The organism is Celeribacter naphthalenivorans (assembly GCF_020524585.1).
Taxonomy (GTDB): Bacteria; Pseudomonadota; Alphaproteobacteria; order Rhodobacterales; family Rhodobacteraceae; genus Celeribacter; species Celeribacter naphthalenivorans.
In genome coordinates this window covers 170,530-188,597 of sequence record NZ_JAIVLK010000011.1, presented here as the reverse complement: position 1 = coordinate 188,597, position 18,068 = coordinate 170,530, and the positions used below count along the sequence as shown (strand labels likewise).

16 protein-coding genes are annotated in these 18,068 nt (G+C 60.5%); 5 read left to right on the top strand and 11 right to left on the bottom strand.

Annotation, left to right across the window (positions count from 1 at the left end; genetic code table 11):
* Positions 1 to 125 precede the first annotated feature (125 nt).
* Both LC094_RS20570 and LC094_RS20565 read left to right on the top strand, forming a co-directional pair.
* Positions 126 to 1,517: a bifunctional enoyl-CoA hydratase/phosphate acetyltransferase gene (locus tag LC094_RS20570; protein ID WP_226554664.1), complete on the top strand. Its 1,392-nt coding sequence runs from the start codon at positions 126 to 128 to the stop codon at positions 1,515 to 1,517.
* Positions 1,517 to 2,680, top strand: a complete 1,164-nt coding sequence (locus tag LC094_RS20565; RefSeq protein ID WP_226554663.1) for an acetate/propionate family kinase — start codon at positions 1,517 to 1,519, stop codon at positions 2,678 to 2,680. Before LC094_RS20570 ends, LC094_RS20565 begins: the two co-directional genes overlap by 1 nt.
* 9 nt (positions 2,681 to 2,689) lie before the next feature.
* On the opposite strand, the gene LC094_RS20560 is transcribed toward LC094_RS20565, so the two are convergent.
* Together LC094_RS20560 and LC094_RS20555 are read right to left on the bottom strand one after the other, a co-directional pair.
* Complete coding sequence (locus LC094_RS20560) at positions 2,690 to 5,206, bottom strand: ABC transporter permease (protein ID WP_226554662.1); 2,517 nt, start codon at positions 5,204 to 5,206, stop codon at positions 2,690 to 2,692.
* Entirely contained in the window at positions 5,203 to 5,886 is a 684-nt protein-coding gene (locus LC094_RS20555; RefSeq protein WP_226554661.1) for an ABC transporter ATP-binding protein, read from the bottom strand. Before LC094_RS20555 ends, LC094_RS20560 begins: the two co-directional genes overlap by 4 nt.
* A 100-nt stretch (positions 5,887 to 5,986) precedes the next feature.
* Here LC094_RS20555 and LC094_RS20550 point away from each other — a divergent pair, with 100 nt between their 5' ends.
* Complete coding sequence (locus tag LC094_RS20550; protein WP_226554719.1) at positions 5,987 to 6,595, top strand: arylesterase; 609 nt, start codon at positions 5,987 to 5,989, stop codon at positions 6,593 to 6,595.
* 6 nt (positions 6,596 to 6,601) lie between these two features.
* On the opposite strand, the gene ccoS is transcribed toward LC094_RS20550, so the two are convergent.
* From ccoS to ccoN, 8 genes are all read right to left on the bottom strand, one after another.
* A complete protein-coding gene (gene ccoS, locus LC094_RS20545) occupies positions 6,602 to 6,760 on the bottom strand; it encodes a cbb3-type cytochrome oxidase assembly protein CcoS (protein WP_167602613.1) in 159 nt (52 codons plus the stop codon).
* Complete coding sequence (locus LC094_RS20540) at positions 6,757 to 8,934, bottom strand: heavy metal translocating P-type ATPase (RefSeq protein WP_226554660.1); 2,178 nt, start codon at positions 8,932 to 8,934, stop codon at positions 6,757 to 6,759. Before LC094_RS20540 ends, ccoS begins: the two co-directional genes overlap by 4 nt.
* Before the next feature lie 16 nt (positions 8,935 to 8,950).
* Positions 8,951 to 9,424, bottom strand: a complete 474-nt coding sequence (locus LC094_RS20535; RefSeq protein WP_226554659.1) for a FixH family protein — start codon at positions 9,422 to 9,424, stop codon at positions 8,951 to 8,953.
* A 2-nt stretch (positions 9,425 to 9,426) separates the two neighbouring features.
* Positions 9,427 to 10,872: a cytochrome c oxidase accessory protein CcoG gene (ccoG, locus tag LC094_RS20530; RefSeq protein ID WP_226554658.1), complete on the bottom strand. Its 1,446-nt coding sequence runs from the start codon at positions 10,870 to 10,872 to the stop codon at positions 9,427 to 9,429.
* Between the two features lie 294 nt (positions 10,873 to 11,166).
* Positions 11,167 to 12,048: a cytochrome-c oxidase, cbb3-type subunit III gene (gene ccoP, locus LC094_RS20525; RefSeq protein WP_226554657.1), complete on the bottom strand. Its 882-nt coding sequence runs from the start codon at positions 12,046 to 12,048 to the stop codon at positions 11,167 to 11,169.
* Entirely contained in the window at positions 12,045 to 12,224 is a 180-nt protein-coding gene (locus LC094_RS20520; RefSeq protein WP_226554656.1) for a cbb3-type cytochrome oxidase subunit 3, read from the bottom strand. The genes ccoP and LC094_RS20520 overlap by 4 nt, the downstream gene beginning before the upstream one ends.
* Positions 12,225 to 12,236: 12 nt before the next feature.
* The gene (gene ccoO / locus LC094_RS20515; RefSeq protein ID WP_226554655.1) at positions 12,237 to 12,962 is read right to left on the bottom strand and encodes a cytochrome-c oxidase, cbb3-type subunit II; all 726 of its coding nucleotides are present in this window, start codon (positions 12,960 to 12,962) and stop codon (positions 12,237 to 12,239) included.
* Between the two features lie 15 nt (positions 12,963 to 12,977).
* Positions 12,978 to 14,573 (bottom strand): cytochrome-c oxidase, cbb3-type subunit I, encoded by a 1,596-nt coding sequence (gene ccoN / locus LC094_RS20510; protein ID WP_226554654.1) that lies wholly within the window; start codon positions 14,571 to 14,573, stop codon positions 12,978 to 12,980.
* Between the two features lie 378 nt (positions 14,574 to 14,951).
* Between ccoN and LC094_RS20505 the strand changes: the two genes are divergently transcribed.
* Entirely contained in the window at positions 14,952 to 15,791 is an 840-nt protein-coding gene (locus tag LC094_RS20505) for a universal stress protein (RefSeq protein ID WP_226554652.1), read from the top strand.
* Positions 15,792 to 15,860: 69 nt separating this feature from the next.
* On the opposite strand, the gene fnrL is transcribed toward LC094_RS20505, so the two are convergent.
* Positions 15,861 to 16,601: a transcriptional regulator FnrL gene (gene fnrL / locus LC094_RS20500; RefSeq protein ID WP_226554651.1), complete on the bottom strand. Its 741-nt coding sequence runs from the start codon at positions 16,599 to 16,601 to the stop codon at positions 15,861 to 15,863.
* A gap of 66 nt (positions 16,602 to 16,667) precedes the next feature.
* Here fnrL and hemN point away from each other — a divergent pair, with 66 nt between their 5' ends.
* On the top strand, positions 16,668 to 18,023 hold the full coding sequence (hemN, locus tag LC094_RS20495; protein WP_226554649.1) for an oxygen-independent coproporphyrinogen III oxidase: 1,356 nt from the start codon (positions 16,668 to 16,670) through the stop codon (positions 18,021 to 18,023).
* The last annotated feature ends 45 nt before the right edge of the window (positions 18,024 to 18,068 follow it).

Genomic DNA, 18,068 nt, shown 5'->3' with positions numbered 1-18,068 from the left:
CAGAAAAGACAATCTGGGTATGTTCTCACGTCATTAAATCTGGATAAAACCTTGATGTGTCTCAAGGAAGATACACGGCGCTTGGATGCAATGATCCAGAGTCGAGAATTCCAGCACAGCAAGGATTGCACGTGACCATATTTCAGAACGTCCCATTCGATCAGCTCAAGGTCGGAATGGAAGCAGAAGTCCGACGCCTATGCGCCGCAGATGACCTCTATGTCTTCGCCCATGCCTCAGGCAATCTCAATCCAATGCACTTGCCGCGCGAAGATGGCGACAAGGATGGCAAACCGGAGGCTGTCGCGCCGTCCTTTTGGGTCGGCTCTCTCATATCCGCTGTGCTGGGCAACAACCTTCCTGGCCCGGGAACGCTCTATAAATCTCAGAACCTGAAATTTCTCGGTCGCGCTCATGCAGGCGATGAACTGATCGCCAGAGTCAAACTGATCCATAAAGGCGATGCCCGGAGTGCGATTTTCGAAACGTCGGTCTCTCTCGCCGATGGCACTCTCTTGGTCGAAGGCGAAGCCGAAGTGATCGCCCCCGAAACACATGAGAGTTTCGACATTCATGATGTCCCCGGGCTGACGGTCGAAAGCCATCGACACTTCGACAAATTGCTCGAAATGACTGCCGATCTCCCCGCCACTCGTATGGCCGTGGTCGCCCCGGAAGAGCCAAATTCGCTGCGCGGCGCCATGATGGCGGCTGAACACAATCTGATCACGCCCATTCTCTTGGGTGATCAAGATAAAATCCGCAGCACCGCGAAAGAACTTGGGTTGTCACTCGATGGTATCGAGTTGATCCATTGCACCACTCATCGCGAAGCCGCGCAACTGGCCGTCACCATGGTCCGCGAAGCCCGCGCCAGCGCGATCATGAAAGGCCACCTGCACACCGACGATCTCTTGCGCCCCATCCTCAGTTCGAATGGCGGCCTCAAAACCGGGCGTCGGCTCAGCCATATTTTCGTGATGGATGTGCCCGGCCTCGATCATCTGTTGATGGTCTCGGACGCCGCCATCAACATCGCGCCGGACCTGCCCACCAAAGTCGACATTGTGCAAAACGCGATCGATCTGGCGATCAGCCTCGGCATCGACACCCCGAAAGTGGGCGTCCTTTCCGCCGTCGAAACCGTCAATCCTAAAATCCCATCCACATTAGACGCGGCGGCGCTCTCGAAAATGGCGGATCGTGACCAGATCAAAGGCGGGATCGTGGACGGCCCGCTCGCCATGGACAATGCGGTCAGCCTGACCGCCGCCAAGACCAAAGGGCTCAAAGGCGGTGTCGCTGGACATGCCGAAATCCTCATCGTGCCGAACCTTGAAAGCGGCAATATGCTGGCCAAGGAATTGACCTTCATTGCCCATGCAGAAGCTGCCGGTGTGGTGATCGGCGCGCGCTGCCCGATCGTTTTGAACTCACGCTCCGACAGCGACAAATCGCGTTTGGCCTCATGCGCCGTGGCGGCCCTTCACGCCAAGCGCGCGCGGGAGATCACCTGATGGGCCAACGTATTCTCACGATCAACGCGGGCTCTTCTTCGGTTAAATTCGCGCTCTACACCTCTGGCGAAACGCCGGATTGTCTGGCGCAAGGTCTGGTGCAGGGCATCGGATCGACCCCCAGTTTCAAATTCAAATCCGGCGGGCCGACGGACACAAAACTCATCGACGCGCGGGATCAAACCCAAGCACTTGAGGTTATTTTGGCCGAAATCACGCCCCTGCTCGATGGCCAAGACGTCGCGGGCGTCGGGCACCGGATCGTCCATGGCGGCCCCCTGCGTGCCACGCCCACGGAACTGACCGAAGACGTGCTGGCCGATCTGGCGACGTTCAACCCGCTGGCGCCACTGCACCAACCGCACAACCTGTCGGCGGTCAACGCAGCCAAGGAGGCCTTCCCTTACGCCTTGCAAATCGGCTGTTTCGATACCGCATTTCACCGCAACCACCCTTGGGAAAACGACATCTACGCCATCCCGCGCAAATATTACCAACAGGGCGTGAAGCGCTACGGTTTTCACGGGCTGAGCTACGATTATGTCTCGCATCAGCTCGTGCGCGACCATCCCGAGCTGCATGGCAAAAGGATCATCATGTGTCACCTTGGCAGTGGCGCGTCGATTTGCGCGGTCAACAATGGAGTGTCGATCTCATCCTCTATGGGATTTTCGCCGCTGGATGGCATTCCAATGTCCACCCGCTCAGGCCACCTCGACCCCGGCATCCTTTTGTATCTCATGGAGACAGAGGGCATGACAGCCAAGGAGCTGACCCACATGCTCTATTACGAATCCGGACTTCTGGGCCTGTCGGGCATCAGCCATGACATGCAGGTGCTCGAAGCCTCGGACGCACAGGGCGCCAAAGATGCTGTCGAGTATTTCGTCTACCGTGTTCGACGCGAGATCGGTGCCATGGCGGCGACGCTTTCGGGCATTGATGCGCTCGTCTTCTGTGGCGGCATCGGGGAGAACTCGCCGAACATCCGCCTCCAGATCATCGAACGCCTGGGCTTTTTGGGCATCGAACCCGACACCAAAGCCAACGCTCAAAACGCAACACGAATTTCAAAAGGCGCCACGCCTGTCTTCGTCCTGCCAACGGACGAGGAACAAGTGATCGCCAATGCCGTGGCCAAGGCGCTTTTGCCCGCACACTAAACCAGTGATTTAACTCTCTGCGCTCCGCAACACACGTGCGGGGCGCACCCGCATGGCGCGCCATGAGAACAAGAGCGATGTCAAAGACGTCACAAAAATACCGCCCATAATGATCCAAAGCGCGGCCCCGAGCGACAGGGTGAAATCGGCCTCCATCACGAAATGAAGCACTGCCCAAGCCGCCGTCGCGCCAGAGATCAAAGCCACCAGCCCCGCGCCCAACCCAAGGATCAACGCGCGCAACGCAAAACTTGTCAGAATCCGCGCCCGCCGCGCGCCCAAGGTTTTCAACACCGCCGCCTCATAGCGCCGACGTTCCTCGCCCGCCGCCGCCGTGCCGATCAAAACCACGGCACCGGTCACCAGCGTCGCAATCGCACCCAAAGTTGTGGCACTTGCGATGCTTTGCAGCACGGAGACCACACGGTCAATGGCATCACGGACGCGGATCGTGGTGATGTTCGGATAGGCGCGCGCGAGATCGCGGATCAGCGGCGCCTCGGCCTCTTCTTCGGCATAGATCGTCGCGATCCAGGTGTGCGGGGCGCCTGCGAGGGCGGCGGGGTTCATGGTCAAGACAAAGCCCATGCCTGCGCCGGAAAAATCCACATTGCGAAACGAGGTGATCGTCCCGGTGATGTCGCGCCCGAGGATGTTGACTGTCATCTCATCGCCGAGTTTCAAACCCATTTCTGCGGCTTCTTCGGCGGCGAAACTGATCTGCGGCGTGCTGTCTTCTGGGTTCCACCATGTGCCTTCGGTCACCTCGGTGTTGTCTGGCGGCGACTCTGCGTAAGTGATGCCCCGATCTCCGCGCAGCACCCAATGAGGCCCCGCGACCTCTTGAGCATCGCGACCGTTGATCTGGGTGATCAGACCTCTGAGCATCGGCGCACTTTCGAACCGGCTGACGCCGGGATCACCCGTGACCCGCGCGGTGAGACCGTCGATCTGATCCGGTTGAATATCAACGACATAATAGGAGGGTGCGCGTTCCGGAAGCTCCTGCGCAATGGCCCCGCGCATATTGGCGTCGATCTGGCCGATGGCGGAGAGCACCGTGAGACCGAGCCCGAGGGACAGCACGACAGAGACCGCTTCGCCCCCCGGCCCGCCGATGGACCCAAGCGCCAAACGCAAGGGCAGAGGCGCGCGCCGCCAACGCGACAGGCGACGCGCAATCGCGTTTAGGGCACGGCCGGCCAACACGAGAAACACGAAGGCGACGGCCAGCCCGGCGAAGGCCCAGAGCACAAGGCTTTTGCTGTCGGAAAAACTGACGGCCACACCCACGAGTGAGGCAATCAGCAGGACAATCGCCACAAGATAAGGCCAACGCGGCCAGCCCTTCAGACCGAAAAACGCATCGCGATAGAGGGCCGCCGGACGAATGCGCTCGGCCCGCGCGAGGGGCCAAAGCACGAAAATCGCGCTGGCGAAAAGACCGTAAAGCGCAGCCTCAACGAGGGGCATGAGATGCGGCGTCGCCTCGACCGGCACCGGCAGAAGCGTGCGGATGATCGGGAAGGCGAGCAGCGGCAGCAGGGCCCCAATAATGAGCCCGCCCAGAATGGCAAACCCCGACAATGTGCCGATCTGAAACGCATAGGCGAGAAAGATGGTGCGCCGCTCGGCGCCAAGGGTTTTCAACGTGGCGATGACCGAGATTTTGCGATCCAGATAGGCGCGCACAGCGGCAGAGACACCGACGCCGCCGACCGCCAACCCCGCCAGACCGACGAGCACCAGAAAGGAGCCGAGCCGATCCACGAACCGGTTCACGCCGGGGGCACCGTTGCGGGAATCGCGCCAGCGAAAACCGCCGGAAGCGACCTCGGCCTCGGCACGGGTTTTGAGCGCATCGAGATCGGTATTGGCCGGCAGGTTCAGCCGATAAGCGCTTTCGAACAGAGTGCCGGGCGCCAAAAGGCCGGAGCCTTGCAAGGCGCTCAGAGAGGTGATGCTGCGCGGCCCAAGCGAGAACCCCGCACCCGCGCCATCCGGTTCGCGGGTCAACTCGGCCATGACGACAAAGGGCACATCGGCCAAGGTCACACGGTCACCGATTTCAAGGCCCAGCCGTTCGAACAACATGCGATCCAGCACAATGCCGGGCACACCGTCCTGACCGGCCAGTGCGTCAGACAGCGGGATATCCGGCGAAAGCCCGACCGTGCCAATCAGGGGATAGGCGCCATCGACGGCTTTCACCTGCGTCAGCGCGCGTTCCTCCCCCGCGCCCAGCATCGAGCGGAAATCGGCAATTTCGGAAAGCGCCAGAGAATGGTCATCCATCCAGGCACGTTCGTCCTCGCTGGCAAAACGATAGGTGAATTCCATCTCCGCATCGCCGCCCAAAAGTGCGGCACCCTCGCGGGCGAGGCCTTTGGAAATCCCGTCGCGCACAGAGGTCACCGCCGCAATCGCCGCGACACCCAACAGAAGGCTGAGGATCAGAACCCGAAAGCCCTTGACGCCCGCGCGCAATTCGCGCCGGGCGATGGTCCATGCCAGCCGCGTGCTCACGCCTGTGGCTCCGCATCAATCCGACCGTCGCGCAACCGCACAACACGGTCACAGCGCGCCGCGAGTTCCGGGGAATGCGTCACCATCACCAAGGTCGCGCCATGACGATCCCGCAAGCCCATCAACAGCTCCATGATCGCCTCGCCTGTCGTGCCGTCGAGATTGCCAGTCGGCTCATCCGCCAAAAGCAATTCCGGACGCGGCGCAGAGGCCCGCGCCAAGGCGACACGTTGCTGTTCGCCGCCCGACATTTGCGCCGGGTAATGATCTGCGCGCGCACCAAGCCCCACGGCCTCTAATTCCGCCCGCGCGCGCTCGAACGCATCCGTGACACCTGCAAGTTCCAACGGGATCGCCACATTTTCCAAGGCCGTCATGGTCGGAATGAGGTGGAAAGACTGGAACACCACCCCCATATGATCCCTGCGAAACTGCGCCAGTTGATCTTCGTTCATAGCACTCAGGTCGCGCCCGAGCACCGACACCCGACCGCCGCTGGCCTGTTCCAGCCCACCCAAAACCATGAGGAGCGACGACTTGCCCGACCCAGACGGCCCAACAAGCCCAAGCGTCTCGCCGCGTTTGACCTCCAGCGAAATGCCGCGCAAAATGTCGACTGGCCCCGCATTGCCATCCAGAGACAGCTGGATGTCTTGGGTGGCGATGATCGGCTCTGTCATGATGGGTCCTTGAGGAGGTATCTTATTGATCTTTGTCACATATGGGGCGGCCCGCCGCCTCGGCAACCGTCTCTCTCTCATCTTGGTCAAGATTGTCTTGATGAGCCTGCCCGCGATGGCCACCGCTGAGCCTGTGCGTCTTGTCGCGTTGGGCGATAGCCTGACGCAAGGCTACGGGCTTATCCAACAGGACGGGTTCACTGCACAGCTGCAACGCTGGCTCGACGCGCATGAGGCCGAGACGACCATCGTCAATGCGGGTGTGTCCGGCGACACAACGGCGGGCGGGCTGAGCCGAGTCGATTGGACGCTGACGCCGGATATCGACGGGATGATCGTGGCGCTTGGCGGCAATGATCTGTTGCGCGGTCTGTCACCGGAGCTGTCGCGCGCCAATTTGACCGGCATTCTGGAGGCGGCAGAGGCGAAGGACATTCCCGTTCTGCTGGTCGGCATGCAGGCCCCGGGCAACTATGGTGCCGAATACAAAGCACAATTCGATGCGATCTATCCGGAACTGGCCGAAGAGTTCGGCACACTCTATTTCGAAGGTTTCCTGAAACCGCTCACCGATTTGGCACCTTGGGAACAGATGCTCGACACCCATATGCAGCCCGATGGCATTCACCCGAATGCAACCGGCGTCTCGGTCATTGTCGAGGCGATGGGGCCGAAGGTTGCCGAACTCGCCGATCTGGCGCGCGAGTGAGGTCGTTCAGGGCTTTGGGTGATCGTCATAATCGCCGGTGAGGATGCGGTTCGCATCCCCGTCCGGGTCGTCATATTGCCGCGAGCGGATCGACCAGAAGAACCCCGCAAGCCCAAGCCCGCCGAGAAAGATCGAGATCGGGATGAGATAGACGAGTACGTTCATGGTTTTCCTCTGAGGCGCAAAGCGTTGAGCGACACGGTGATCGAGCTGAACGACATGGCCAAGGCGGCGGCCAAAGGCGTGGCGAACCCCGCCAGGGCAATCGGCACAGCGATCAGGTTGTAAAGCGTCGCGATGTTGAAGTTTTCCTTGATCCGCTTGGTGGCGGAAACGGCGACCTGCGTGGCCTCGCCCAGAGGGGCCAGCGTTTTGCCCAAGAGCACCATGTCGGAGACGACGCGCGTCGCCTCCAAAGCAGAGGCCGGCGAGATCGACACATGGGCGGCGGCAAGTGCTGCGGTGTCGTTGAGGCCATCGCCGACCATCAAAACCTTGCGCCCCGAGCGGGTCAATTCGCCGACGCGCAGGGCTTTGGTTTCCGGCAGGCATTCCGCATCCCAGGCTTCGATGCCGATCCGCTGAGCGATGTCGGCCACGGCGGCGGGCGCATCGCCGGAGAGCAGGACCACATCCTTGCCCTGACGTTTCAGCGCGGCAACCGCCTCGGCGGCGCCGTCGCGCAGGTGATCGACAAAGGCGAAAGCGACGGGGGTTTCCTCGCCAATCTTGAGATAAGTCGCGGTTTGCGACAGGGCCTCTGCGCCGAGCCAAGTGGCGCGGCCCAAACGCACAGGTTCGCCGTTCAATTCGCCCTCGACACCCTGCCCCGGCACCTCGCGGATGTTCGTCACATTGGCCGGGATCACATCGGCGGCACGTGTGGCGTCATAAAGTGCTGCGGACAAAGGATGCGCGGAACCCGCGGCCAAGGCCATCGCTACGCCACGCGCATGCGGCGGGATCTCGCGGAGGTTCGACAGCTCCGGCTTGCCCTCGGTCAAGGTGCCGGTCTTGTCAAAGACCACCGTGTCAACCTCGGCCAGACGCTCGAGCGCGGTGGCGGATTTGATCAACATACCGGAGCGGAACAGCCGTCCCGAGGCGGCGGTGGTCACGGCGGGCACAGCAAGCCCCAAGGCACAGGGACAGGTGATGATCAAAACCGCAACGGCGATGTTCAACGAATGCCGCACATCGCCCGTGCCGATCATCCAGCCGACAAAGGCAAAAAGCGCCAAAAGATGCACGGCAGGCGCGTAAATCTGCGCCGCGCGGTCGGCCAGAGAGGTGTATTTGTTGCGCGAGGTTTCCGCCATGGCGACGAGATCGGCCATGCGGTGCAGCGAGCTGTCTTCGCCCGCGGCGGTGACCTTCACCACCAGCGGGCCGGTCAGGTTGACCTCGCCTGCCGAGACGATGGTATCCACACCCGCCTCAACCGGAAGGCTTTCGCCCGTGAGCAAAGAGCGATCCAACTCGGAGGCGCCTTCGACGACGATGCCATCCACCGGCACCCGCGCGCCGGGCACGACGCGGACCAACGCGCCCTTTGCCAGATCGGTGATCGACACAACCGTGCCGTCGGCCAGGGTGGCGCGGGGCACTTCGAGGGCGGCAAGTTCTTCGGCGGCGGAGCGCGCCACAGAGCGGGTGCGGTAATCAAGATAGCGCCCGGCCAGCAGGAAGAAGGTCAGCGACAAAGCCGCATCGAAATAGGCGTGCCGCCCGGATTCCATGGTCTCGAACAGAGACATGCCGCCCGCCAGGAGAATGGCGAGCGAGATCGGCACATCCATATTGAGGCGCTTGGCCTTGAGCGCGGTCCAGGCGGAGCCGAAAAACGGCTGCGCGGCATAGGCGATCGCGGGCAAGGCGATGGCGGCGGAGATCCAGTGGAACATATCGCGGGTGACATCTGAGGCGCCGGACCAGACCGCGATGGACAGGAGCATCACGTTCATCATCGCGAACCCCGACACCGCGATGCGGGTCAGGATGGCGCGGCCTTTCTTGTCGGTCTCGGTCGCGGAGATTGCGCCCGCGTCCAACTCGTAGGCCTCGTATCCCGCACGTGTCAGCGCGCCGATCAGCGTGTCGACAGAGACGTCCTCGTCGGCCTCGATCTGCGCGCGTTTCAGGGTCAGGTTGACCCTTGCTGCGCGCACGCCGGGCTGTTTCGTCAGCTCCCGTTCGACGCCCGAAATACAGGCCGCGCAATAGATCGCAGGCAGGGACAGGACAAACCGAGTGTCGCGCACATCACGCGCATGCGCCGCCTCTTCGGCCGCGGGGGCGGCGACACAGGCCGGACAGGCCGAGATTTGGACCTCAGACATGCTTGGTCTCCCGCGTTCAGCGCTTCACATGAATGACGATGCGCTGGGTGAAATGCGTGCCATCTACGGCCTTGGCGACCATGCGATAGTTCCAGTTGCCCTCAGCCAGCTTGCCGGTTTCGGCCACGTAAGCCTCGCCATTGAACACGAACTCGGGGTCTTGGTCGTCCACCACGGTGGTCGCGCGGCCCAGAGTGCCGCTGATCTCGGCGACCTCGACGGGGTTGCCTTCCGCATCGCGAATATAGACAAAAAGGTTTTCCTGATCGTCCACCGCCTCGACCGTCCAACCCAAGGCTTCCTGAGCCTCTTTGTCGCGGTTGAAGGTCTGGGAGACGCCGTAGGAGTTGGCGGTTTCCAAGCCCGGGAAGGTCTTCACGGCCTGAACGGCCATGAAGATGTTGACACCGATGATGATGGCAAAGGCCGACACCGTGATGATGAGGACGTGTTTGCCGGTAATCTCTTTTCCAGTGATTTCGCGTGCCATGTTTATTGCCCTCGCCCATTGAACACCGAGTCGACGGAAACGCGTTCGTTGGACACGTCGTCTTCAACCCAGAAGGTGAACTCTGTGCGGTCGGACATCGCCGGTTCAGACCCTGCGGGGGCTTCGACATAGGCGCGCACAATCCGCATTTCATCGGCATTCACCGGGATCGTGTCGCCCGCATCCGTGTCGGAATCCTGCAACGTCACCGTCAGAGTATCGTTGCCTGTGACACTAACACGGAACTCGCGGGTTTCGCCATGCTTGTTGCGCAGACGCAGATCGTAAATGTTGCGGATCGCACCATCGGATTGCATCACATAGGTCGGGTTGCGCACCGGCGCCACGGTCATGTCGATGTCGGCGCGGATGAACAGCGCGAACAGCAAAGCAAAGCCAACGCCGGACCAAAGCACCGTGTAAAGAATGGTGCGTGGGCGGAAGATGTGTTTCCACACAGGCTTCGGCTCTTGGCCAGAAATCTCACGCGGCTCGTCGGTCAGCGCCATATAGTCGATCAGGCCACGCGGCTTGCCGATCTTCTCCATCATCTCGTCGCAGGCGTCGATGCAAAGCGCGCAAGTGATGCACTCAAGCTGTTGCCCGTCGCGAATATCGATGCCCATCGGGCAGACGTTCACACAGGCCATACAGTCGATACAATCGCCGAGGTTCTCCGCGCCTGCGCCCTTGCGGTGTTTGCCGCGCGGTTCACCCCGCCAGTGACGGTAGCCAACGACCAGCGTGTCTTCATCCATCATCGCGGCCTGAATACGCGGCCAAGGACAGGCGTAGATACAGATTTGTTCACGGGCAATGGCGCCAAAGAACACGGTGGTCGCGGTCAGGATCGCCATGGTCAGATAGGCCACGGGATGGGCGTGCCCGGTCACCAGATCGACCAAAAGCGTCGGCGCATCGGTGAAATAGAACACCCAGGCCCCGCCGGTCGCCAGACCGATGAGAATCCAGGTTATATATTTGACGACCCGCAGGCGGACTTTGCGGAAATCCCATTTCTTTTGACGATGCAGACGCAGACGCGCATTGCGGTCGCCTTCGATCCAGCGTTCGACCAGAATGAAAAGGTCCGTCCAGACGGTTTGCGGGCAAGCATAGCCACACCACACCCGACCGGCGGCGGAGGTGAACAGGAAAAGGCCAAGCCCCGCCATGATCAACAGACCCGCGATGAAATAGAATTCATGCGGCCAGATCTCGATCCAGAAAAAGAAGAAACGACGATGCGCCAGATCGATCAGGATCGCCTGATCCGGCAGCTCAGGCCCCCGATTCCACCGAATCCACGGCGAGAGGTAATAAATCCCCAGCGTGATTGCCATGATGATCCATTTGAGGTTCCGAAACTTGCCCTTCACACGACGCGGGAAAACCGGCTCGCGGGAGGCGTAAAGTTTTTCTTCGGGGGGGGTGTCGGTAGAGCTCATGGAGCATTGCCTTTTCACACTGTTCGCGTTTTCACCTTATTGCGGGCGAGGGTTTACAGAGCTTTGATGTGAATCAAACTTTTGTGACCCTCGAGCAAAGATGCATCAAAAACACGCCTTTTTCCTGCGACATGCTGCCTCACACCTCCCGACGCGAAGAAAAAATCAATAGAAAAAGCCGCGGCGCTGAGGTGCCGCGGCTTTCAAAATTTGTGGACACCGACCCCGAAGAAACGCGCGAACAGGATCAAGGGCCGGTGCCGCAACCCGAGCGTTGCCGCCCGGATTCGAGTGTTATTGGCCGCCGCCCAACTGGTGGACGTAGAGCGCGGCTGCATTCACTTCGGCTTGCGACAGACGCTGGCCCCAGGCCGGCATCACGCCGAAACGGGCGTAGTAGACCGTCTCGTAAACCGTGTCGTGATCGCCACCGTAGAGCCAGATGGCGTCGGTCAGGTTCGGAGCACCTTGGTAGATGTCACCCGTGCCGTCTTCGCCGTGACAAGAAGCACAGTTGATTTCGAACACTTCCGCACCCGCGGCCGCGAGTTCGAGATCATAGGTGCCCCCCACGAGGTTGGTGCCGTCGCCTTCGGGATCGGACAGGGACATGGCGAAGGCCACGGCCTGATCGATTTCCTCATCGGTCAGCAACTCGTCGGCGCCGAATTTCGGCATCTCGGAGTAGCGGGCCTCATCGGTTTCGTTGCGCACACCGTGCTGCACGGTATATGCCACCTCGTCGATGGTGCCGCCCCAAAGCCAGTCGTTGTCCAACAGGTTCGGGTAACCTTTGTTGCCAGCCGCCCCCGAGCCGTGACACTGCGAACAGTTGGCCCGGAACACGGCAGCGCCCATGTTCACACCATAGTTGTGCACGTCCGATCCCACCTCGATCGCGGTGATGTCGGCGGCGGCCAGTTCGGCGTTCACGGCTGCGTTCATCTCCTCGAAAGAGGCGATCTTGTCGGCCACTTCGGCGCGGGTCGACCAGCCGAGCATCCCGGTGGTGGCGCCTTTGACCAGCGGCCATGCGGGCATGGCGATGGTGTAGGCGATGCCCCAGATGATGCAGAGATAGAAGGTGTAAAGCCACCAACGGGGAAGCGGGTTGTTCAGTTCTTCGATCCCGTCCCACGAATGGCCCGTGGTTTCCACGTCTTTCTTATTGCTCATGTCCTCGCCTCCTTTTCGGCGGGTTTGTCTTCATGCCGGAAGATGATGTCGGCCGTGTCACGATGTTCCTTGCGGGAGCCCGGGCGAAACGCCCAGATCACAACGCCCACAAAGAACAGGAACATGGCCAAAAGCACCCAGCTGTCGGCAAATTCGCGAAGGATGTGATAATCCATCTCATCAACTCCTTAGCGGGAGGCGTCGGGCGTAAAGGTCGAGAAATCGACCAGAGTACCGAGCATCTGCATATAGGCGATGAGGGCGTCCATTTCCGTGATACCGTCTTGACCGTCGAAGTTGGACACGACAGCGCCGGGGTAGCGTTCCAGAAGGCCATCGGTGTCGGCCCACGGGTCAGCCTGAGCTGCAAAGTCTTCTTTCGCGACCTCGATCATCTCATCGGTGTAAGGCACACCCACGATGCGATGCGCAGACAACAGATCCTCGATGTATTCGCCATCGATGTAGCGATCCGCGAGGAAGCCATATTTGGGCATCACCGATTCCGGGACCACGGATTGCGGGTCGGTGAGGTGATCCACATGCCAGGCGTCCGAATAACGACCGCCCACACGGGCCAGATCGGGTCCGGTCCGCTTGGACCCCCACTGGAACGGGTGATCGTATTTCGATTCCGCCGCCAGCGAGTAGTGACCGTAACGTTCCACCTCGTCGCGCATCGGGCGGATCATCTGCGAGTGACAGACATAGCAGCCTTCACGCACATAGATTTCCCGACCGGTGAGCTCCAAGGGCGAGTAGGGGCGTACACCCTCTACATCCTCGATGGTGTTTTCCAGGTAGAACAGCGGAGCGATCTCGACGATCCCGCCCACGGTGACGACCAAAAGGGCGCCAACCATGAGAAGCGTTCCGTTGGTTTCGATGATCTTATGCTTATCAATGAGAGCCATATTCGAAACCCTCCCTTATTCGGCCGGCACGGCAGCAGCTTCCACCGCTTTCACGGGGCTGCGACGCACGGTCATGACGAGGTTGTAGCACATGATGATCGAGCCGGTGAGGTAGAGCACCCCGCCCAAAGCACGCACCACATACATCGGATGTTTGGCGGACACGGTGTCGGCGAAAGCGTTCACGAGGAAGCCTTGGCTGTCGACTTCGCGCCACATCAGGCCTTCCATGATACCGGTCACCCACATCGACGCGGCGTAGAGCACGATGCCGATGGTGGCGAGCCAGAAGTGCCAGGACACCAGACCGAGCGAATAGAGACGCTCACGGTTCCACAAACGCGGCACGAGGAAGTACAGAGCACCAAAGGTGATCATCCCGTTCCAGCCCAGAGCACCGGAGTGCACGTGACCGATGGTCCAGTCGGTGTAGTGAGACAGCGAGTTCACAGCCCGGATCGACATCATCGGACCTTCAAAGGTCGACATGCCGTAGAAGCCGATGGAAATCACCATCATACGGATGACCGGATCGGTGCGCAGTTTGTCCCATGCGCCGGACAGCGTCATCAGACCGTTGATCATCCCACCCCAGGACGGCATCCAGAGGATCACGGAGAACACCATGCCCAGCGTCGACGCCCAGTCGGGCAGCGCGGTGTAGTGCAGGTGGTGCGGACCGGCCCAGATGTAGAGGAAGATCAGCGCCCAGAAGTGGATGATCGACAGTTTATAGGAGAACACCGGACGTTCGGCTTGCTTCGGCACGAAGTAGTACATCATGCCCAGGAAGCCTGCGGTCAGGAAGAAGCCCACAGCGTTGTGGCCATACCACCACTGTGTCATCGCGTCCTGAACGCCGGACATCACCATGACCGAGCGCGAGCCCAGGAAGGAGATCGGGATCGCTAGGTTGTTGACGATATGCAGCATCGCGATGGTGATGATGAAGGACAGGTAGAACCAGTTGGCGACGTAGATGTGCTTTTCTTTGCGCTTGAAGATCGTGCCCATGAAGGCCAGCAGATAAGCCACCCAGACGATGGTCAGCCAGAGGTCGATGTACCATTCCGGCTCAGCGTATTCTTTCGACTGGGTCACCCCCATCAGATAGCCGGTCGCGGCCAGGACGATGAAAAGGTTATAGCCCCAGAACACGAACCAGCCGAGGCCGCCGCCCCAAAGACGCGCCGCCGAGGTGCGCTGCACCACGTAGAAAGAAGACGCGATCAAGGCGTTGCCGCCAAAGGCGAAAATCACCGCAGAAGTGTGCAGCGGGCGCAGACGCCCAAAGTTGCCGTATCCTTGCAGGAACTCGAAGTTCAACTGCGGGAAAGCAAGCTGGAAGGCAATGAACGTCCCCGCGAGGAAGCCCACAACGCCCCAGCCGGCGGTGGCGATGACACCGGCGCGCACAACGCCGTCAAGATAGCCGGTCGGAGCCGGTTTGACGTCACCCGTCGTGCGCAGGGTGTAGATAAAGGTGATGGCTGCAGCGGCCATAAAGATGAGCGCATGCACTTGATATGCAAAATCACGCCCGTAGTTGGCGGCAAGGCCGAAGAGAATCACGGCGATCCCCAGCACTGCCAGCTTGATATAGTTCCACATGTTGCGTCCCTTCGTTCATTCGCCCTGTTCTCTGGGCATAGTCGTCCCGCATTCGACCCACGGGTGCCGACAGTGAGCGGTTTGTCTCACATCTCTGTGACCAGCCTTGATCTGAGTCAAAACACTCACATTTAGGATTTTTCTGCGTTAAATTCCCAGTCTCTCTCTTTTGAACCGCGATGATCCGTCGCAGGTCTGTCCGCAGTCCTGTTCGCAGGACAATTCTGCCCCTTCTCGGCGATTTCACAAAGACAAAATGCAACCTTCGCGTGCACAAACCGTAAAGAGGGGTATTTTTGTTGATCTCAATCAATGCGATACTCTCTGAATGGACTCATGATCTGTTCAGAAACGATAGATACGCGAATGGAGGCGGACATGCCCTTCAAGACCATCACAACCATCATCTGCAATATGGACGCCGACCGTCATGCGCTTGACGCAGCGGTGGCTCTGGCCCGACGCGAAGAGGGGCACCTCGACGTGATCTGCCTCGGCCTCGACCGGACACAGCCGGGCTTTTATTACGCTGGCACCAACGCCATGGCGCTGCAGGACAACCTGCAACAGGCGCAGGCCGACAGCAAAAAAATCGAGGAAGAGGTCAACGCTTACCTCAAGGCCGAGGAAATCCCTTGGGTCTCCAATCCGGTGACGGCCCAAATGGCTGGCCTCACGCCGCAGCTCGCGCATTTCCTGCGCTTCTCCGATGTGGTCGTCCTGCCCCGCCCCTATGGCGCCGGTCGCGGCCATGAACACGAAGAGATTCTCGAAGCCGCGCTCTTCTCCGGCCATGTGCCTGTGCTCGTCGTCCCCGATGGCGTGAACGTCCCGGAGAACATCGACCGCGTGGTCGTGGCCTGGAACGAAAGCGCCGAGGCTCTGGGCGCCGTGCGCTCCGCTCTGCCGATCCTGCAAAAGGCCGATCTGGTGGACATCACCATCATCGACCCGCCGCAACACGGGCCCGACCGCTCCGATCCGGGTGGCACCCTGTGCCAGATGCTCGTGCGTCATGGCGTGCGTGCCGAAGTTTCCGTTCTGGCCAAAACCATGCCCCGCGTCTCCGACGTGTTGATGCGGCAATTGACCGACAAGGACGCCGACATGCTGGTGATGGGCGCCTACGGCCACTCGCGGTTCCGCGAATCCATCTTGGGTGGCGCAACCCGACATATGCTCGAGCTTGCCGAGCTTCCGGTGCTGATGTCGCACTGACATCTCATTGACCTAAAAAGAAAAACGCGCCTCAGGGCGCGTTTTTTTATGCTGTCTTGTCGACCCGTTTCAGATCATCAAACCGCCATCGGTGTCATCGCCGGTTTCGATCTGAAGCCGATCGAAATCGGGAATCACCACCTTGCGTTTACCCTCAAGCGTGATCACCCCATCGCGTTTCAACGCAGAGATTTGCCGCGACACGGTTTCCAGCGTCAGCCCGAGATAATCCGCCATCGCCTCCCGCGTCAGCGGCAGTTCGAAATCCATGCCGTCTCCGGCGGTGGTCAGCTCAAGAGACGCTTCGCGCCGGGCGATGATGGCCAGCAGAGAAGCAATCTTTTCCCGTGCCGTCTTGCGCCCGAGAATCAACATCCATTCCCGCGCCGCGTCCAATTCATCGAGCGTCATTTCCAACAGGCGCTGGCTGACATGCGGCGTGCGCAGCATCATCTGCTCAAAGGGTTTGCGCCGAAAACAGCACAGCGTCAGATTGGACACCGCGACCACATCATAAGGCGCCGCATCGCGCCCCGGACGTCCAAGGAAATCCGACGGCAGCAAAAGCCCCACCATCTGGGTCCGCCCGTCTTCCATCGCCTGGCTCAAGGACGCCACGCCGGTCACGACGGAGGCCACGAAATCCATACGGTCCCCGGACCAGACAATCGGCTGGCCTGCCTCATAGGAGCGATAATATTTGATCGCATCGAGTTCTTCGAGCTCATCCGCTTCGCATCGCGCACATACGGCGCGGTGGCGGATCGGGCAGGAACCGCATTCCTTGTGGTCAAATGTCATGTCGCTCATCGGTGCGCTCGCAATTCTTGATCTGGGTCAATGCGCCAGACCTATGATTCACTAGAGCGTATCCCTATGAACAAACACACGCAACTCCGCAAGCTCGGCCTCTTCGATGCCCGTGTGCCACGGTACACGAGCTATCCGACAGCGCCGCATTTTGGCAACACAACCTCTGCGGAGGATGTGCAAGGCTGGCTTAATACCCTAGATTCTGCACAGCCAATCTCGCTCTACGTGCATGTCCCCTTCTGTCGGCGCCTCTGCTGGTTCTGCGCCTGCCGCACGCAGGGCACGAGCACGGCGGGGCCCGTGGCCACCTATGTCGAAACGCTCAAGGCGGAATTGGCGCTGATCAAGGCCCAGCTTCCCGAGGGCATCGAGATCGGTCACCTGCATTGGGGCGGCGGCACGCCGACTTTGCTCGAAGCCGAGATGATCGCGGACCTTTCCGCCGCGATCCGCGATGTGGCCCCTTTCGCGCAGGATTATGAGTTCTCCGTCGAGGTCGACCCGAACGAGATCGACGACGCGCGTCTCGATGCGCTGGCCGAGGCGGGGATGAACCGCGCCTCCATCGGCGTGCAGGATTTCGATCCGCAAATTCAGGAAACCATCGGCCGCATCCAGTCCTATGAGACGACGAAAGCCGCCGTGGATGGGCTCCGCGCACGCGGCATCCGGTCTTTGAACGCCGATATTCTCTACGGTCTGCCCGGTCAGACCCCCGAGAAAATCTCCGAAAGCGTGCAGAAACTTCTGTCGCTCTCGCCCGACCGCGTGGCGCTTTTCGGTTATGCCCATGTACCGTGGATGGCCCGGCGGCAGAACATGATCCCGACCGACGCGCTGCCGACCCCCGAAGAGCGGCTTGATCTGTTCAACATCGCCCGCGATCTTTTTGTCTGGGACGATTACGCCGAGATCGGCATCGACCATTTCGCGAAGAAAGGCGACGGGCTTGAGGTGGCACTGCGCACCGGCAAGCTGCGCCGCAATTTCCAAGGCTACACCGACGACAAATGCCCGACCATGGTGGGCGTCGGCGCCTCGTCGATTGCAAAATACCCGCATGGCTATGCGCAGAACCAGCCCTCGACCTCGAAATATCAGGCCGAGGTGCGCGCCGGAAAACTGCCCATCGCGAAAGGTCATGTGTTCACCGAAGAGGATCACCTGCGCGGGCGCATCATCGAGGCCTTGATGTGCGACTTCCGCGTCGAAGCCGCAGAGCTCGCACAGAATTTCGGCCTCTCCGCCGAACAGTTCAACGCCTTTGCGACCAGCGTGCAAGAGGCCTTCCCCGAGATGCTCGACATTTCGCCGGAGCGCATCGTCATTCGCGAAGAGGCGCGGCCTCTGACCCGCATGATCGCCCGGCATTTCGATGCCTATGACATGACACAGGCACAGCATTCCTCGGCGGTCTAAGCCCCCCCTTCACGCCCCTACCAAAGACCCGCTTATGGCGGGTCT